Source organism: Murdochiella massiliensis, from assembly GCF_900059565.1.
Classification (GTDB): Bacteria; Bacillota; Clostridia; order Tissierellales; family Peptoniphilaceae; genus Murdochiella; species Murdochiella massiliensis.
Window position 1 is genome coordinate 395,889 of the sequence record NZ_FIZW01000002.1, and the last position, 18,505, is coordinate 414,393.

An 18,505-nucleotide genomic window follows, 5' to 3' on the forward strand; every position below is an offset into this window, starting at 1 on the left:
TCTATTGTCCGCTGACTTCTCCAACAACGACGGGCTCTTTTCCGGGTTTAACGGTCAAAAGAGCAAGAGCGGGCGAGGCGTTAATCACCAGCAGGCAGCCTTCGTCGACGGCAATCCTCGTTTCCTTAGACGGTTTCCCTTCCTGCGCACAGACCGAAAAGGCGGAGCGGGAATAGAGCAAAAGTGTTGCTCCTTCATGGGGCGAAATGCTTTTTTCTCCATGTAAAACATCCGTATGGGAAGAAAGACCTTCGCGCGTAATGAGGTTGAAGTCCTGACAATCTGCCGTATTCGTGGAATCCGTCGTCCAGGATCCGGAGAAATTTTCAATCTCATACGGAGCAAGCATACGCTCATAGAGCGCTTTACCGTTGCAGGAATGATCGACACTCAGTTTGCCGACGAGCGGAAAAATCATCCGGTTGTAGCCGGAAAAATCACTGAACGTCGATTGCGTATCCGTAAACGTCGCGGAGGAAAGGCGAATCGCAAAGGTGCGTTTTTTAAAGTCCTCCCCTTCCGGCGCAATATAAAGCTGTGTGGTTGTCCCGCCCGCCCAAGTAGACACCTGGTATTGATCGGGCGTAATGATTTGATAATCCATCTATTCTTCCTCTTCTGTAGTTAAATCGGCAAAGGGCGCACCGATCATGGTCGAAAGTGCCTCCGGGTTAACTTCCACCTGCACGCCGACCTGGCCGGCGCTGATCGCTATGACGGAAAGTTCTTTTGCCGAGTCATCAATCCAAGTGCTGAACGCTTTCTTCATGCCGATGGGCGAACATCCCCCGTGAATATAACCGGTGAGCGCTTTCAACTCTTTTTGGGGAAGCATATCGATCTTCTTTTCCCCGGCCACCTTGGCCGCTTTCTTCAGATCCAGATGACGCTCGGAGGGGACGACAAAAACGTGCGGTTCCTTTCCTTTCGTGACGAGGGTCTTATAAGAATGCGCCCGTTCTTTCCCTTCTTTGTCGATTAAATGCGCGCCGTACGTAATGCCTTCCCCCGTATCGTATTCGAAATCCGCATAGGGAATTTTGGCCTGATCCAGGCGACGCATCACATTGGTTTTCATACCGTCCTCGTTTACTTCGTATAGTCGTAGAAGCCTTTACCGGTCTTGCGGCCGAGACGTCCGGCGCGAACCATCTTCTTCAGCAGCGGATGCGGACGATATTTCGTATCGCCGAATTCCTGATAGAGCACTTCCATAATGGCCAGAACGATATCCAAGCCGACCAGATCGCCCAATTCCAATGGTCCCATGGGGTGATTGGCGCCGAGTTTCATGGCGGTGTCAATGCCTTCCGCTGTAGCTAAGCCTTCTGCATAAATGCCAATGGCTTCGTTGATCATCGGAATTAAAATACGGTTGACGACGAAGCCCGGACCTTCTTTGACGACGACCGGCGTCTTGCCGATTTCCTGGGATAAGGCAACCACTTTCTCGACCATCTCATCCGGCGTATCCAACCCGGGAATCACCTCAATGAGTTTCATAACCGGTGCGGGATTAAAAAAATGCATACCGATAATGGGACGAGAGAGTCCTTTTCCCACTTCCGTAATGGAGAGCGAGGAGGTATTGGAGGCAAACATCGTCTCCGGCTTGCAAAGGGCATCCAGTTTCTTGAAGGTTTCCTGTTTAATGGCCATGTTCTCAATAGCGGCTTCTTCAATGAGATCACAATCGCCGAGGTCATCGTTGAGACACGGCGTAATGCGTGCAAGAATCGCATCGGCATCGGCCTGTTCCATCTTGCCCTTCGTCACCAAGCGGGACAAGTTCTTGTGGATTTTTTCTTTTCCACCTTCGGAAAACTCTTTTTTAATATCCGAAAGCATAACCTCATGGCCTGCCTGTGCAAAGGCTTGTGCAATACCGCTTCCCATCGTTCCGGCGCCGATCACTCCAACTTTCATCGTATCCTCCTTATAAGTAATAGCTTTTGTTGTTTTTCTTCGAACAACGGACCTGTCGTCCTCGTTCCTTGTCGTTTTTTATACCCCTTCTTCCGACGGTTACGCCCTTCTTCTTGGGAAACCGTCACGAGGAATGGTATAAAAGGGTACAAAAAAAGCGCATGCCGCGGCATGCGCTTTCCATGATGATTTACTTGTTGACAGCTTCTTTCAGGTTCTTGCCCGCTTTGAACACCGGAGCGACCGATGCCGGAATTTCGATGGTTTCCTTCGGGTTGCGGGGGTTGCGACCCGAACGAGCTTTGCGCTGACGTGTTTCAAATGTACCGAAGCCGACCAATTGAATCTTTTCGCCATCAACGAGCGCTTCGGTTACAGACGATGTGAAGGCATCCAGAGCGCGCGTAGCTTCCGCTTTTGTCAACTGGCTTTTTTCTGCGATTTGTGCAATTAATTCCGATTTATTCATACTATCCTCCCTAAAAATCAATTTCAGTGCAATACTGTAGTTAGATTATACCAAAACTCATTCATACTGCAAGCCGAAATGGCGTGATTTTGCGCCTCCGACTGATTTTATACAAGATCGGCAAGCGATCATCTTCATTCGAGCAAACGGTTGTGGCCCTTTTCTGTTCTATCGTCATGTGGAAGAAGGTACCGCTTCCGGATAAAAGCGCAAATCCTGATCTTTCGATAATTTGTTCAGGTAATCGAGATAACGCATCGTCTCGACTTGCTTCTTTACCACCTCTCGCACATCCTTCATTTCCTCTTTTCGTCCTTCGACGTAAACGACGAGATAAAGTTCCTGCTCACGATCGTAGTAAAAATCCACCGTGCCAAGCGTCTGCTGAAAAATGGCGGAATCCCTCACACGCTTATCCTCTATTCCGATGTCGATAAAACGCGAGAAGGAGGTCTTTTCGAAAAGATCGTTGTTCACGACACGCTCATATTCTCCAATTTCACGAGGGGAATCCTTCAGCTTCTCCACCATATCCACCGCTTCCGCTCGTGTAGGTACCGTTACCTGGCTATAAGTGAGCAGGGTGCATTGCAACGGATTCTTCTTATAAAAAGTCAGCAGTTCCTCTTCTGTAATAGGATGGGCAGAAAAGTAAGCAGCACGGTGCGCCTGTTCCTGCGCTTCACGACGCAAAGCGTCCAGGAAGGCATCTTTGGTCAAGCGCAGATTTTGCAGCTGCGTCATCAGCCCCTGCTCGTCGCCGAAACGTTCCAAGGCCTCCTTCCAAGCCAACGTCGATAGCGAGGTACTGTCGAATGAAAGCGCCGTATCCCCTTCAATCAGTTTATCCATCGTCAGCTGGTGAGCCACATCAAGCAGAAATTCTTCTCGCTCTTCTTCCGTCTTGCTCGACAAAGTTGATTTTCCTCTGTTTAAGACAAGGTCAATATCGTTTGCTTGTCGAAGAAGTTCGTCACGCGTTAAAATGACCTTTCCATGAAGCGTGGCGACCACATCCGCCTCTGTGCCGCAGGCGGTAAGGCAAACCATGAATAGGCTAAGAAGAAAAAAGCGAAGAACAAGCACCATCCCTCGACGGGGAAAAGAACGGTTCTTCCGCAGAAATCCGTTTCGATTCTTCATGCCGCACCCTCGCTTTCCGGCTCTTTCTTTCCACCAACCGGCTTTTTCACCATAAAACGGACATAAAAAGAATCGGTGTCATGCGACACCGATTCTTTCACGTAGCATTTCATCCATCTATAAAAATCGTTGCCGATTATAATTTCTGAACGTTTGCTGCTTGCGGGCCTTTTTCGCCGTCGACAATGTCGAACTCGACGCTCTGGCCTTCATCCAAGGTGCGGAATTCGCCTGTGTCGGGAAGAGCGGAGAAGTGAACAAACACATCGTTGCCGTCTTCCGTTGAGATGAATCCGTAGCCCTTTGTTGCGCTAAACCATTTAACCGTGCCTTTAACCATGTTACTAAGTCCTCCAAAATTTTTACTTCGGTCAAGATGACCCGGGTAAGATGGTAACACGAATCCCCTTTCCCGTCAATGTTGCGCATTGGCCAGCGCTTCGGTGTCGGCCAACGCCTGGAGCACATCCGGCAAGAGCGCTTCGTAGGAAGCCAGCTTTTCGCGTTCTTTCTCGACCACGGCTGCAGGGGCTTTCTCGGTAAATCCGGCATTGCTCAGTTTTTTCGTCAGGCGGGCTATTTCACCTTCCACTCGCTGTTTTTCTTTGGTGAGCTTCTCGCGCTCCGCTTCATAATCAACGAGTCCGGCTAACGGTACGTAGATTTTCAACTGTTCCTGAACAATGGTGGCTGCACCTTCAAGCTGCGGATCCTGCGCAAGAATCTCCACCTCGTTTGCACCGGCAAGAGTCATAATACGGCTCTTCATTTCTTCCAAAATTTTGCGCGTATCGTCGTCTGCGGCGTAAAAAACCACTTTACCTTTCTTGGCCGGCGAAATATTACGAGACTGACGCTCATTACGAATGGCGGTCACCGCACGCAATACGCGGTCAATCGCCACTTCTTCCCGGGCAAAGCGGAAGAAATCATTCGCCGTCGGATACGGCGCATGAATAATCTTCCCCGTAGTTCCCGGTAACGCCGCCCAAATCTCTTCCGTGATAAAGGGCATCACCGGATGAAGCAGACGAACCACCGCACGCAGAACATAAAGGAGAACGGACAATGCACAGCGTTTGGCTTTCGGATCTTCTCCATACAGCCGTTCCTTCACCATTTCAATGTACCAGTCGCAGAAGGAGAACCACGTGAAATCATAGATTGCCTGTGTGGCCAAGCCGATCTCAAAGCGACTGAGATTCTGGTCGACCGTCTCTTCCAACGTGTTCAGGGAAGAAAGAATCCAACGATCCTCAACCGTCCACTCTTCCGGCGAAAGATCGTCAATGTGATCTTCCTCAACGTTCATCAACACAAAACGGGTTGCATTCCAAAGTTTGTTGGCAAAGTTGCGGCTGGCTTCGACGCGCTTTTCGGAAAAACGCGTGTCATTTCCTGGTGTATTGCCGGTGACCAGCGTATAGCGCAGCGCATCCGCGCCGTATTGGTCAATAATTTCCAGCGGATCCACGCCGTTGCCCAGCGATTTGGACATCTTTCTTCCCTGTTCGTCGCGCACAAGGCCGTTAAAATAGACATGAGAAAACGGCGATTTGCCGAGGAAATGCTCGGCGCTGAAGACCATGCGGATGACCCAGAAAAAGATAATGTCATAGCCGGTAACGAGCGTATCCGTCGGGAAGAATTTTTGCAGATCTTCCGTGTTTTCCGGCCAGCCCAGTGTGGAGAACGGCCAAAGGGCAGAAGAAAACCAGGTGTCCAAGGTGTCCGGATCCTGTGTAAAAGCCATTTCGCCGCATTTCGGGCAAACGTCCGGCGCCGATTCGGAAACGACCACTTCGCCGCAATGATCACAATAGTAGACCGGCAGGCGATGTCCCCACCAGAGCTGACGAGAAATGGTCCAGTCGTGAATATTGTCGACCCAGTTGTTATAGATGCTCGAAAAACGGCTGGGAACAAGCTGCAAATCCCCGTCATCCAGCGCTTTCTTCGCACCTTGGATATAGTCCTTCATGGCAACGAACCACTGTTTGGAAAGCAGAGGCTCGATAACCGTTCCACAGCGTTCGCAATGCCCTACCGCATGGGTGAGATCTTCAACATGGTCCAATAGGCCCTGCTCCTTGAGATCCGCCACCATGCGCTTGCGCGCGGTGAACCGATCCAAGCCGGAATAGGGTTCATAGCCTTCGGCAATGGTGGCATCGGTGTTAATGACCACACATTGTCCCAGTTGGTGACGCTCCCCGACCGCAAAGTCGTTCGGGTCATGGCTCGGCGTAATTTTTACGCAGCCGGTGCCGTATTCTTTATCGACGTAGTCATCGGCAATAATCGGAATTTCACGACCCACTAAGGGCAAAATAACTTTTTTGCCGATAAGAGCGGTATAGCGTTCATCTTCCGGATTGACCGCTACGGCCAAATCGCCGAGCATCGTTTCCGGACGCGTCGTCGCCACGGTCAGATAGCCGTCGCCTTCCACAAACGGATAGCGGATATGCCAAAGATGCCCTTCATCGTCCGCATGATCCACTTCGGCGTCGGAAATCGCCGTCCCGCAGCTCGGGCACCAGTTGACAATACGATCGCCGCGATAGATATGGCCTTCATTATAAAGCGTCTCAAAAACGTGATATACCGCATGAGAGAGCCCTTCATCAAGAGTAAAACGCTCGCGGCTCCAGTCGCAGGAAACGCCCAGTTTTTTTAACTGTTCACGAATACGTCCGCCGTACTTTTCCGACCATGCCCATGCTTCTTCCAGGAATTTTTCGCGTCCGACATCCTGCTTGGTCTTTCCTTCCGCTTCCAGCTTTTTAACGACCTTGCTTTCGGTGGAGATGGATGCATGATCCGTTCCCGGAACCCAAAGCGCTTCATAGCCGGACATACGCTTCCAGCGAATCAGAATGTCCTGTAGCGTATTGTTGAGCGCATGACCCATGTGCAGCTGGCCGGTAACATTTGGAGGAGGCATGACAATTGAGTATGCCGGCTTCTTACTTTTCGCATCGGCGGTAAAATCGCCGTCGGCAAGCCAGGAGGCATAAATGCGCTGCTCAAATGCCTTCGGATCATAGGTTTTTTCCAAATTCTTCATGATCCCTCCCTTAGAAGCCCAGCGCTCCGGCACCGGCAACCAATACGCCGAGAACCATGGTGATGGCCAAAATAAGGGCAAGAACACGGATCCACAACGCATGGCCTTTGCGATTTCTGTCGGATGCCGTGTTTTTATTTTTCTTCGTTGGTGATTTCATGCTTTCCTCCTTTTTTCCTCCTTATCTTACCATACTCCTCACTCCTGCGCGCAGGGTTACCCCGCCGATGGTGCTTGCAAAACGGATCGTAAGCCTTCCATTTCTTTGTATGTGATCCTCCCCTTTTGCCGAAATGGCTTTGTTGATTTTTCTCCTTTTTGTCCCATAATATGATAGAATTTTTAATGTATGCGCCGGCTAATATCGGTGAATCGAATCGGTTGTCGCATACAACATTTCTCTATTCCACATCGAAGAGAACTTCTCTTCGAGGGTATAGTAAGAACGTGGTTTTGTTTTCCGGGCTGACCCGGTGGCTACGGACCTCCTCTTTATATTATGAAGAACGTCATAGTGTAAAGAACGTCCGAAGAAAGGAGTACAACGAACGATGGGAAAGAAATTTGTTTATGACTTTAAGGAAGGCAATCGCGACCAGCGCCTCCTTCTCGGCGGAAAAGGTGCCAACCTTGCCGAGATGACGAACCTGGGCATTCGTGTGCCGCAAGGCTTCATCGTCACGACAGAAGCCTGCACCGAATTCCAGAAAGAGCAAAAACTCTGGCCGGAATTGCAGGAAGAAATCCGTGAGCACATGAAACACCTCGAAGAGACCACGGGAAAGAAATTCGGCGATGAGTCCGATCCCCTTCTTGTTTCCGTGCGCTCCGGTGCGCCTATTTCCATGCCGGGCATGATGGATACCATTCTTAACCTCGGCTTAAACGACGTCTCTGTCAAAGCCGTAGCCGAAAAATCCGGCAATCCGCACTGGGCTTATGACTCCTATCGTCGCTTCATCACCATGTTCTCTGATGTCGCGATCGGACTGGATCGAAACAAGTTTGAAGCGATCCTGGAAAAAGAAAAAGAAAAAGCGAACGTGGAGCAGGACTACCAGCTTAGCGCTGAACAGTTAAAAGAAATCGCCGAAGAGTACAAGGTCCTTTATAAGGAACTGACCGGCGAAGAATTCCCGCAAGATCCGCGTAAACAACTTGAAAAAGCCATTACGGCCGTCTTCGAAAGCTGGAATAACGAGCGCGCGATTCTGTACCGTAAGATGAATGAAATTTCCGATGATCTGGGCACCGCCGTCAACGTACAGCAGATGGTCTTCGGCAATATGTCCGATACCTCCGGTACGGGTGTTGCCTTTACGCGTAACCCGGCTACCGGCGAAAATGCAATCTTCGGCGAATACCTCATCAACGCGCAGGGTGAAGACGTCGTGGCCGGTATCCGTACTCCGTCCACCATCGCTCATCTGGAAGAAGAAATGCCGCATGTCTATGAAGAATTTGTGAAGACGGCACACCTTCTGGAAGATCACTATGCAGATATGCAGGATATGGAATTCACCATCCAGGATGAACAGCTCTTCCTGCTGCAGACTCGTAACGGCAAGCGCACCGCACAGGCTGCCTTGAAAGTTGCGGTTGACCTGGTTCATGAAGGAAAAATCGACAAGGAAACTGCGATTACGCGCGTCGATCCCAAGTCTCTGGATCAACTGCTGCATCCCACATTCACAGCAGAGTCTCTGAAAAATGCGACCATGCTGACCAAGGGCCTTGCAGCTTCTCCGGGCGCTGCTTCGGGAAAAATCTCCTTTAGTGCGGATGATGCGGAAAAGCGTACACAAAATGGCGAATCCGTTCTTCTTGTCCGCAACGAAACCTCTCCGGAAGATCTGCGCGGCATGGTCTCCGCACAGGGCATTGTCACCGCTCGCGGCGGCATGACCTCCCATGCGGCCGTCGTTGCTCGCGGCATGGGCAAGTGCTGTGTCTCCGGTGCGCACGATTTGCGCATTGACTATGAAGCCCAGACGCTTACCGTCAACGGTAAAGTCTTTACGACGAAGGATACGCTGTCGCTGGACGGCTCCACAGGCGCAGTTTATGAAGGCGAACTGACGACCGAAGCGCCGTCTCTCACCGGTGATTTCGGTGAATTCATGGGCTGGGTAAATGAGATCAAACGTCTTCAGGTTCGTACCAATGCCGATACGCCGCGTGATGCCAAACAGGCCATTGAATTCGGCGCTGAAGGCATCGGTCTCTGCCGTACCGAGCATATGTTCTTTGAAGGCGACCGCATCAATGTGGTGCGTGAGATGATTCTTGCCAAAGATGAGGAAACTCGTCAGAAAGCGCTGGATGAAATTCGTCCGATGCTGGAAGAAGATTTCTATCAGATGTATAAGATCGTCGGCGAACGTCCGATGACGGTACGTCTGCTCGATCCGCCGCTGCATGAATTCGTACCGCACACGGATGCGGAACAGCAGGTCGTTGCCGACATGATGAACATCTCGCTGGATGAAGTCAAAGCGCGTGTGAACGCCTTAGCAGAAGCCAACCCGATGCTTGGTCACCGCGGTCTGCGCTTAGCGATTACCTGGCCGTCCATCTACGCCTCCATCGCCCGCGCCATTGTTCAGGCTGCACTGCGCGCAACCGATGACGGTGTTAAGAACATCGTTCCGGAAATTATGATTCCGCTTACGGTGGATGACAAAGAATTCCGCTATGTCGAAAAGGTTGTACGCGACGAAGTCGAGAAGATCTTTGAAGAACAGGGCCGCAAGCTTGATTACCTCGTCGGCACCATGATTGAAACGCCGCGTGCTTGCTTAGTAGCCGGTGAAATTGCGGAAACCGCGCAGTTCTTCTCCTTCGGAACCAACGACTTGACGCAGATGAGCTTCGGCTTCTCTCGTGATGATGCCGGTTCCTTCCTGCCGGATTACACCGACAAGAAAATCTTCGAGCGCGATCCGTTCGTATCCCTTGATCAGAAGGGTATCGGTCAGCTCGTGAAATTAGCGGTCAAGAACGGCCGTGCGGCGAATCCGGATTTGCATCTGGGTATCTGTGGTGAACACGGCGGTGATCCGGCCACGGTGAAATTCCTTGACGGCATCGGCCTGGATTATGTATCCTGCTCACCGTACCGCGTGCCCATCGCCCGTTTGGCGGCTGCACAGGCGGTTGTGGAAGCAAAGTAGGCTATCGTCCAGTCAGTAGAAAACTGAATAGACCTATCGTATGTACGGTGAGGATGCTCGTCATCCTCACCGTATTCTTTTATTGCGTCAGCAGTATCCCGATGGCGGGATAAAGGCGTGTTCGCTTAGACGTAGATTCTCCTTTTGTAATGTTACTTCGAAAAACGAACGAAAGCTTTCCGCTTTCCGCTTTGGTATTCCGTCGTAATGCTGCTGCCCATCTTTCCGGTCAGAAGCTTGGCGATGGATAATCCGAGTCCCGTTCCGCCGCGCGCACTATTTACCGTGTAAAGCGGTCAAACAGATTTGCAGCCTGTACCGTATTCAGATTCTTTGCGCTGTTTTTAACCATCAGCGTGCCATCGGACGACAGTCTTACGCATAGGTCTCCGTCGGAATACTTGGCGGCATTGGAAAGAATATTGTCAAAGATACGCCGCAGGGCGTTCCGGTCCAGTATCCGATTGATCGGCTGCTCTGATATCTCAATATCCGGTACTATGGTTAGTTCCCGCATGGCATCGGTGCGTTCCGGATTACGGCGAGATAGCGTTCTGATTTTTCCGATTGCGGTTCCTGTTCCAATTAATCAAGGTACCCGCAGATTGCAGTCAGTGGGGTGCGTAAGTCATGGGTGATGTTTGTTACTGCGTTTTTTAGTTCCCTGTCGCCGTGTTGCAGCTTTAGACGCTCACGGCGGAGCAAACGCAGCTGATCATTGATTGTCCACGGCACAAAAAGCATCAGGGTGCTAATTTTAATTTTTCAAAATAATTATCTCCTTTCGGTCTGCCCAAAGCGAAGACAGGATACACCTAAACATAAGATTGTTATAACAAGGGCAACGGGCAACAATGGTATGAGTTCAATCTGTGCCGTGTCAAGGTTTGCTGCAAGTTTTCCGTACTCTGCCGTAATTACAAATAACGGATACGACATGGGATAAGCAAACCAAGCCTTTGTGTTAATAATCAATACTGAGGGCACAATCGAAGCTAAGCCAATACCGATTGAAAAAATCGGTGTCTGAATACATACTGACAAAAGCCAGAAAAATGCAATCATAGGAATTGCTGCAACAAATATCAAACCTGCTTCCTTAAAAGCAAACAACGGCGGCAAAATATAATTATAGTTCTGCGTACCGGAAACTATCATTGCACATACATAATACATACCGACTGTTATGCAGATTTGGAATGCTGCCATCGCAAGTAGCACGACGAACTTAGCCATACAGAGCTTCGGTGTACTGATCGGTAAGGATAGCATTTTCAAAATGCCCTTGTTTGCTCTTTCTGTTTGACTCAAGAGAACTGTCCCCACTACCATACTTGCAGGGAACATAAACCACGCCATCCCCATAAAGCCCTGAATAAAGAAATTGTTTTCTGGCGAGATTCCCTCCGTCTGCATCTCAAAATTCAAGTGGGCATTCAAAATGGACGGTATCCATAAAATAACTGTCGCAACAAAGAGAATCAGTAATATCTTTGAGCGTTTAATTTTCTTAAATTCCACGCCAACCAGTGATAAAAAGTTCATTCAAACGACCTCCTCACCTTTATAAATATAAGTTCTGCAAAGGCAAGAACTACAAGCTCTGCGGCTACCGCATAGATATAGCGCATGAACTGTGTTATATCCACCCCTTCAAATATCTGAAAAGGCAGGGCAAACGGAAAGAGTGAAAGAGCATAGCTCGTTGTCGGCAGCATTGTGGCAGTAAATACGCATACTACGTCGATTCCAAGCGATACCCACATATTCTCGCAGGCTTCTGCAATAAGAAGTGAAAGGACAATGCAGGGCAACATCATCAAAAATGAATACCCGAAGTATTTGCACAGTTCACCGAAAAAGCTATCTCCGATTTCAAACCAATAATAGGTACAAAATGTGATGGCTCCTGCTTCTATTACAAGCACAAAAAGGCTCATAATACATGTCAAAGCTGTTTTGCCTAAGAAGATGGAACTTTCTCTAATAGGCAAAGACTTCATCTTTTGCATGGCATTGTCAGCGTATTCAGTATGATATAATAAGCAAGTTCCGGCTACTACAAGTAGCACATTCAGCATTGCCATCATCTGCCAGTTTGCTTCAAGCAATATTTGTATTGGCTTTCCCGGCAAGTTAAGATACATTTCCGAACGGACAATCATATTGATCACAGGAACAACTGCAGCTAAAATACCACCGCCGATAAATGCCGGTAAAAAACCGCTTCGTTTCGCTTTCTTACATTCCAAAGAAACGCTCATCGTACCGCTCCCCTTTGTTCGTTGTCAGCGTCAATCAGGGCAAGAAATGTATCTTCCAGATTATCCGTAGAATAGCCCCGTGACGCTGCACTGAATTTAAGGTTGTCGAGTGTTCCCTCAAACAACAAATGACCATGATTCAGGATACCGACAGTATCAGCCATTAGTTCGATTTCGGAAAGCAAGTGCGACGAAACAAAAACGGTACAGTTAAATTTCTCCGGCAGAGAACGGATTAGCGTCCTGATTTCGTGGATACCAACAGGGTCGAGTCCGTTCGTCGGTTCATCCAAAATCAAGATTGGCGGCTTTCCGATTAAGGCACTTGCAAGACCTAATCTTTGTTTCATTCCGAGAGAATATTTTTTGGCAAGTCGTTTCTTATACTGCGTCATCCCCACAATTTCAAGAGCTTCCGTTACGGAGGATTTGGGTAGCCCCAATATTTTACGGATAATTTCGAGATTTTCTTCACCGCTTAGGTTTCCGTAAAAAGCGGGAGCTTCAATAAATGAGCCTATTTCTTTCAGAATTTGCACCCTGTTATCGGGATATTTTTTTCCGTCAATCGTAAACGAGCCGCTTGTCGGTTTGCTAAGCCCTAAAAACATTTTCATCGTAGTGGACTTTCCGGCACCGTTCGGACCGAGAAAGCCATAGACAGCACCTTTTGGAATATGCAGATCGATATCCGAAACCGCTGTAAAATTCGCATACGATTTCGTTAAGTTTTTTGTTTCAATGATATTCATTGTGTTTGCTCCTTTCTTTCATCGCAAGTACATTGTATTCTCCTAACCTTGTGCTAACCTTCTCGTAACCTTACATTTGCCTTACATTTCATCGCACATTAGAAAATGACACATTTCTATGGAATAATAGGAATCGTAAAGGAGGTAAACCTATGGACTTTGATTACCTAAAACAAAAACGCATTTTGCTTGTCGATGACGAACAGGAGCTTTTAGATATGGTCGTTTCCATCTTAGATGAGCACGGATTTCAAAATATAAAAACGGCAAAAACGATGTGTGAAGCGATTGCTGTTTCTGATACTTTCCAACCTGAACTCGCAATTCTTGATGTAATGCTTCCCGATGGAAATGGATTTAATCTGATGGAACAACTAAAAAAAATGGCTGATTATCCTGTGTTGTTTTTAACCGCCCGTGGCGAGGATGATGATAAGTTTCGTGGCTTCGGTCTTGGTGCAGATGATTATATAGTAAAGCCATTTTTGCCAAAAGAGCTTTTATTCCGTGTGAGTGCCATTCTTCGCAGGAGTTATAAAGCTGAAAATCCACTTGTGAAACTGCATAATAGCAAAATTGATTTTGAGCGAGCAGAGATTATAAAACACGGAGAGCATATTCCTCTTACGGCAAAGGAACACGCCATTCTCGCCGCTTTATATCGAAATTCGGGACGAATCGTTACAATCGACGCACTGTGTGAAGAAGCTTGGGGGAATAATCCTTTCGGCTATGAAAATTCGCTGATGGCACATATCCGCCGTATCAGAGAAAAAATAGAAGCGAATCCCTCCCAGCCCGTTTCTTTAATGACGGTTAAAGGACTTGGATACAAACTTATTGTGGAGACCAAATAGTATGAAAAGCGTGCCAAAACTAATCCGGCGCTTTGTCGGTATTATGCTCTTGTCCTCGGTACTGCTCATTATTCTGAACTTTACTCTATTGGCGATATATACGTTAAATCAATCGGCAAATGGCTCTCCGTGGACAACTGCACAAGAGGTTGCGGATAATCTGTCACAGGACAGTAATGGATATGTTTTGACCGAAGAAATAGCGAGTGAACTTCAAAATACGAATGCATGGGCAATTTTTATTGACAACGCAACAATGAATGTTGTATGGCAGACGGATAATCTTCCCAAAACTGTGCCCATGTCATATACCGCTTCAGATATAGCGAACCTTACCCGTGGCTATATTGACGGGTATCCCACATTTACAGGAGAGGCAGAAAACGGGCTTGTAGTTCTCGGTTATCCGAAAGACAGCTTTTGGAAACATATGTGGCCGAGTTGGGATTATTATTTCATCGCCAACTTGCCAAAAACCGTTCTTTCTGTTTTCGCCATCAATATAGCATTGATATTTATCATCTATGTGATTGCCAATTCCAAGCTGTTAAAATCCGTGAAACCGATAGTCAGCGGTATACAGGCTTTGTCTACAAAAGAAGAAGTCCATGTCAGGGAAAAAGGTCTTCTATCCGAGCTTGCGGTAAACATTAACAAAACCTCGGACATTTTGCAAACGCAAAGCAGACAGCTCCACAAAAGAGAAACCGCAAGAGCAAATTGGATTGCCGGTGTATCCCACGACATACGCACACCGCTGTCAATAGTAATGGGGTATGCCGGACAGTTAGAAAGCGATATGCAGCTATCAGAAGATAACCGCAAAAAAGCCACGGTTATTGTACGACAAAGTGAGAGAATGAGGAATCTGATTAACGACTTGAATCTTGCCTCCAAACTGGAATATAATATGCAACCAATTAACCCGAAAAAGCAAAATCTAATTGCGATTATCCGTCAGGTAGTGGTCGATTTCATCAATATGAATATTGATGAAAAGTATAGGATCGAGTGGGAAACGGATGAAACCTTAACCTCCTGCCATGTATATATTGATAAAGACTTAATCAAACGAGCGGTAAGTAATCTCATTCAGAACAGCATAAATCATAATGAGCAAGGCTGTCATATCTTCGTTCGTGTTATATCTGAAGATAAGGTTTGTACCGTTGTTGTTGCTGATGACGGTATAGGTGCAACGGATGAACAAATGAAAAAACTGAATAATACCCCGCATTATATGGTATGCGATGAAAAAACAACTGAACTACGTCACGGCTTAGGCTTGCTCATTGTTAAGCAAATCATATTTGCACACAAAGGAAAAATGTTGATAAAGCATAGTGAATACGGTGGCTTTGAAGTCAATTTGAGTTTGCCGATTACTATGTAAAATGAAAGAGGAAGAAAACCGTTATTCAAAAAGGCGTAATCGAATTTTCTCATACAGCGCCATCCTTTCTGCATATTTTATAGCGTTTTATATGCAGAAAGACCGCCGTCTTTCAATTTATCTGCATATAATTTCTCAGATTATATACAGATAGCCGCTTGGCATAGGCTGTAATATGAAACGGTGGAAAATTATCATTGGGATCATATGCCATGCAGTTCGACGGATACGGCGCAGTTGTCCAAAAAGCCTGCCGGAGTACCATTCTGCACAGGCGGTTGTGGAGGCAAAGAAAAACTAAGCCGATACAAGTAACTACTGAACAAAGCGAAGAGGCGGTGTCCGAAAAGAAATTCTTCGGACACCGCCTCTTTTTTCTTATTTTTTGCTGCTTTTCAGGTTATTGCAAAAGGCCCACTTTTCGATAGACCTTGGAAAGCGTTCGGCGTGCGGCACGTTGCGCAGCAAGCGCACCATCACGGCTAATCGCTTCGATCTCTTTCTTATCCGCCATCAACGTCAAAAAGCGCTGGCGAATGGGTTCCATCGTTTCTACGATCACGTCGCCCAACGCACGCTTAAAGGTGGCATAATCGCTGTCGTGGAAGCGTTCCACCACATCCTTCGGCGTGCATTCCGCATAGGCCGCATAAAGGTTGATCAGATTCATCAATCCCGCCTGCTCCGGTCGATAGCAAAAATGCGCTTCGGAGTCGGTAACGGCACGTGCAATTTTTCGCCGAATGGCCGCGGGTTCGTCTTTAATCAAAATATAGGCATTTTCATCCGGATCGGACTTGCTCATCTTAGAGAAGGGATCTTTTAAACTCATGATACGCGTGGCATTTTCATCGTTGAGCGGCTCCGGCACAGTAAACGTGGGAGAATAGCGGGAATTAAATCGTTCCGCCAGATCGCGCGTAAACTCCAAATGCTGCTTCTGATCCGCACCGACCGGCACGACATGGCTCTGGTACAGCAGAATATCCGCCGCCATTAGCACCGGATACGTCAATAGCGCGGCATTCAGATTGTCCGCATGTTTTTGTGCTTTATCCTTAAACTGGGTCATGCGCTGCAGCTGACCGATGGAACTGATGGAATTAAGCACCCAGGCCAGCTCCGCGTGCTCCGGCACCTGCGATTGAATGAAAAGTGTGGCCTTTTCCGGTTTAACGCCGGCAGCCACGATATAGGCGATGACTTCCAACGAACGGCGACGTAAATCAGCCGCTACCTGTGTCACAGTAATGGCATGTAAGTTGGCTACGCCAAAAAAACACTCATATTCATCTTGCATTTTCACGAAGCTTTTAATGGCACCCAAATAGTTGCCGATCGTTAAATCGCCGGATGGCTGAATCAGACTGAATGCTACTTTTCGTTCCATCCGTTCCCCTTGCGGCGCAGGGATTTTCGTATCCTGTTCGTTCATCACATCCTCCTTGCTTTGATCAATCCGGGAATTTTCCGGTGCCGAAAGAAAAAGCGCTGTACCGAAGTACAGCGCTGTAAATACTGAAACTTCATCTACGGATATCAGTTGACCAGACGACGAGCGCCCATAAAGCGGCTCTGATACCAGTTATCGTAGATGTTGGTCATAATGACGCCGATGCCCGGCGCAGAAGCATGAACCATCATGCCGTCGCCAATGTACAGACCGACGTGACTGACCTCGCCGGTTCCATCGGTGGTGTAGAAAAGCATATCGCCCGGCTGGAGATTGTCCATCGAGACAGCATAGCCATAGCCCGACTGGCTCATCGCCGAGTGCGGCAAGGAAATACCGATATTGCTGTAAGCAGTCATCACCAGACCGGAGCAGTCAAATGCATCCGGGCCGCTGGCGGCATAAACGTACGGTTTGCCGACCTGTGCGCGAGCGAATTCCGCGATAGAAGAATAGCTGCCGCTTTCCGCATTCTCACCGGCATTCTGTTTTTCCGGTTCCGGTTCCTGTACCGGGATTTTCTCGCTGCTAAGCAGAGCCGACGATATGTAGGCTTCCTGTCCGTCATAATCAAACTTAACCCAACCGTCGGATTCAACCCCTTCAACGTAACGGTTGATACCGAAGGTCGTTAAAATCTCATAATTTGTCCCCGGTCCTTTGCGGACATTAGAAGCCACTTTCACGTAGCCGGCGATATCCTTCGGCTTCTTGGCTTCCTCTTCTTGGCGTGCTTTTTCTGCACTCTTGGGGGTATTCTCCGGCGAAACCTCAATTTTGACATCGCCGATTAAGTTGGCATAGACATAGCCCGTTGTTCCATGGAAGTCAAAGCGAATCCAATCGCCTTCACGCGTACCTTCAATTTCCGCATTGGCATACAAACTGCCGATAACGGCCGATTTAAGGTCGGGCTTTTCGCGCACATTGATGACGTCGCAATTAACATAACCGGATACGGCGGAACCATTGTTTTGGCTTTCTTCTGCCGGTTTTTGGCTCTCCTGTTCCTGAGCAGCTTTTTCATCCTGGGCTTTTTCTTCCGCTTCGCGCTGTGCCTGTGCTTCCTGCTCAGAGGCGGCTTTCGCCTCTGCCTCTTTCTTGGCTTGCTCCGCTTTTTCCTGCTCAGCCTTCTCTGCTGCTAAGCGCTCTTCTTCGGCCTTTTTTTCTGCCGCAATGCGATTCGCTTCTTCTTGTGCTTCCGCTTCTTCTTCGGTAACCGGCTGAACAAAATTGCGATTCACATAACCGACCAGTGCGCCGGAGCTTTCTACCGAAATCCAATCGCCGTCAATCGAGCCGCGAACAACTTCCGCACGAAGCATAACGGTCACGACATCCGCGTTAAGGGTCGGTTTCTGACGAACATTTAATACATCGGTAACAACAACGCCGATGAACGGCTTGCTCGTTTCCTGTGAAAACTTAGGATCCTGGTGATTCTGCTCGTCCGGAATCGTTTTGGCAATCTCTTCTTCCGTCGGAACACGTGAACCCTTGTTTCGGTTGTCTTTCGGCATATCTTTTTCGGATTCGACCACCGGATTGACACCGACAAAGGAAAGACGATCGCTGATCTCTTCGTCCTTTTTGTCAATCCTGGCCTCATCCGCTGTAGAAAAGGTATTGCGATTGGGCTTTTCCGCCTTCTCCTCCGGCTTTTGAAGCTCTTCTTCGCCGGAATTATCCGCCGTCGAATCGGCTTGTTTCGGGGTAGTAATGCGGTACTCTACTTTTTGAACCGGATCATAAACTTTTTGGGCAACATTCCCTTTTACTTTCTGATCCGACTGGGCTGCCGCTTTCGGAAGGCCCGCCTGTTCCATGACCTTAAGAGACTCTTTGTATTGTGCTTCAAGGTTCTTGGTCACGTAATCTGCATTTGATGCATCAATGTTGATAAACTGCGATGCTGCGATAACGCCGGCAACCCCTGCCACACCGACGATAGCGCCTACTCGTTTCTTATCCACGACGTCCTCCTTATACATAAACTGCCTTTGGC

General features: G+C 48.3%; 17 protein-coding genes. 3 read left to right on the forward strand and 14 right to left on the reverse strand.

What is annotated here, in order from left to right; all coding sequences use genetic code 11:
* Position 1: 1 nt before the first annotated feature.
* The 8 genes from BN3910_RS03430 to BN3910_RS07740 form a co-directional block, all read right to left on the reverse strand.
* Positions 2-604: a HutD/Ves family protein gene (locus BN3910_RS03430; protein WP_066924343.1), complete on the reverse strand. Its 603-nt coding sequence runs from the start codon at positions 602-604 to the stop codon at positions 2-4.
* Positions 605-1,078 carry a Cys-tRNA(Pro) deacylase gene (gene ybaK, locus BN3910_RS03435; protein ID WP_066924345.1) on the reverse strand — a complete coding sequence of 158 codons (474 nt, stop codon included), beginning with the start codon at positions 1,076-1,078 and terminating at the stop codon, positions 605-607.
* 11 nt (positions 1,079-1,089) lie between these two features.
* On the reverse strand, positions 1,090-1,926 hold the full coding sequence (locus BN3910_RS03440) for a 3-hydroxybutyryl-CoA dehydrogenase (RefSeq protein ID WP_066924347.1): 837 nt from the start codon (positions 1,924-1,926) through the stop codon (positions 1,090-1,092).
* 190 nt (positions 1,927-2,116) lie between these two features.
* Positions 2,117-2,413 (reverse strand): HU family DNA-binding protein, encoded by a 297-nt coding sequence (locus BN3910_RS03445; RefSeq protein WP_262361710.1) that lies wholly within the window; start codon positions 2,411-2,413, stop codon positions 2,117-2,119.
* 156 nt (positions 2,414-2,569) lie between these two features.
* The gene (locus tag BN3910_RS03450) at positions 2,570-3,538 is read right to left on the reverse strand and encodes a hypothetical protein (RefSeq protein ID WP_066924351.1); all 969 of its coding nucleotides are present in this window, start codon (positions 3,536-3,538) and stop codon (positions 2,570-2,572) included.
* Positions 3,539-3,674: 136 nt separating this feature from the next.
* Positions 3,675-3,878 (reverse strand): cold-shock protein, encoded by a 204-nt coding sequence (locus BN3910_RS03455; protein ID WP_066924359.1) that lies wholly within the window; start codon positions 3,876-3,878, stop codon positions 3,675-3,677.
* A 75-nt stretch (positions 3,879-3,953) separates the two neighbouring features.
* Positions 3,954-6,608 (reverse strand): valine--tRNA ligase, encoded by a 2,655-nt coding sequence (locus BN3910_RS03460; protein ID WP_066924362.1) that lies wholly within the window; start codon positions 6,606-6,608, stop codon positions 3,954-3,956.
* Positions 6,609-6,618: 10 nt separating this feature from the next.
* A complete protein-coding gene (locus BN3910_RS07740; RefSeq protein WP_156469872.1) occupies positions 6,619-6,768 on the reverse strand; it encodes a hypothetical protein in 150 nt (49 codons plus the stop codon).
* A gap of 391 nt (positions 6,769-7,159) precedes the next feature.
* Between BN3910_RS07740 and ppdK the strand changes: the two genes are divergently transcribed.
* Entirely contained in the window at positions 7,160-9,781 is a 2,622-nt protein-coding gene (gene ppdK, locus BN3910_RS03465; RefSeq protein WP_066924363.1) for a pyruvate, phosphate dikinase, read from the forward strand.
* 280 nt (positions 9,782-10,061) lie between these two features.
* Here ppdK and BN3910_RS03470 read toward each other — a convergent pair whose 3' ends face one another.
* The 4 genes from BN3910_RS03470 to BN3910_RS03485 all read right to left on the reverse strand — a co-directional run bounded on the left by BN3910_RS03470 (position 10,062) and on the right by BN3910_RS03485 (position 12,797).
* Complete coding sequence (locus BN3910_RS03470) at positions 10,062-10,298, reverse strand: ATP-binding protein (RefSeq protein WP_066924365.1); 237 nt, start codon at positions 10,296-10,298, stop codon at positions 10,062-10,064.
* Between the two features lie 257 nt (positions 10,299-10,555).
* Positions 10,556-11,326 (reverse strand): ABC transporter permease, encoded by a 771-nt coding sequence (locus BN3910_RS03475; RefSeq protein ID WP_066924367.1) that lies wholly within the window; start codon positions 11,324-11,326, stop codon positions 10,556-10,558.
* The gene (locus BN3910_RS03480) at positions 11,323-12,045 is read right to left on the reverse strand and encodes an ABC transporter permease (protein WP_066924369.1); all 723 of its coding nucleotides are present in this window, start codon (positions 12,043-12,045) and stop codon (positions 11,323-11,325) included. Before BN3910_RS03480 ends, BN3910_RS03475 begins: the two co-directional genes overlap by 4 nt.
* Positions 12,042-12,797 carry an ABC transporter ATP-binding protein gene (locus BN3910_RS03485; RefSeq protein WP_066924371.1) on the reverse strand — a complete coding sequence of 252 codons (756 nt, stop codon included), beginning with the start codon at positions 12,795-12,797 and terminating at the stop codon, positions 12,042-12,044. The genes BN3910_RS03480 and BN3910_RS03485 overlap by 4 nt, the downstream gene beginning before the upstream one ends.
* A gap of 152 nt (positions 12,798-12,949) precedes the next feature.
* On the opposite strand from BN3910_RS03485, the gene BN3910_RS03490 reads away from it, so the two are divergent.
* On the forward strand, positions 12,950-13,654 hold the full coding sequence (locus tag BN3910_RS03490) for a response regulator transcription factor (RefSeq protein ID WP_066924373.1): 705 nt from the start codon (positions 12,950-12,952) through the stop codon (positions 13,652-13,654).
* Between the two features lies 1 nt (position 13,655).
* Entirely contained in the window at positions 13,656-15,047 is a 1,392-nt protein-coding gene (locus tag BN3910_RS03495) for a sensor histidine kinase (RefSeq protein WP_066924375.1), read from the forward strand.
* 400 nt (positions 15,048-15,447) lie between these two features.
* Here BN3910_RS03495 and trpS read toward each other — a convergent pair whose 3' ends face one another.
* Positions 15,448-16,482 carry a tryptophan--tRNA ligase gene (gene trpS / locus BN3910_RS03500; protein ID WP_082790283.1) on the reverse strand — a complete coding sequence of 345 codons (1,035 nt, stop codon included), beginning with the start codon at positions 16,480-16,482 and terminating at the stop codon, positions 15,448-15,450.
* A 104-nt stretch (positions 16,483-16,586) separates the two neighbouring features.
* Positions 16,587-18,473 (reverse strand): SH3 domain-containing C40 family peptidase, encoded by a 1,887-nt coding sequence (locus BN3910_RS03505; RefSeq protein WP_066924377.1) that lies wholly within the window; start codon positions 18,471-18,473, stop codon positions 16,587-16,589.
* Between the last annotated feature and the right edge of the window lie 32 nt (positions 18,474-18,505).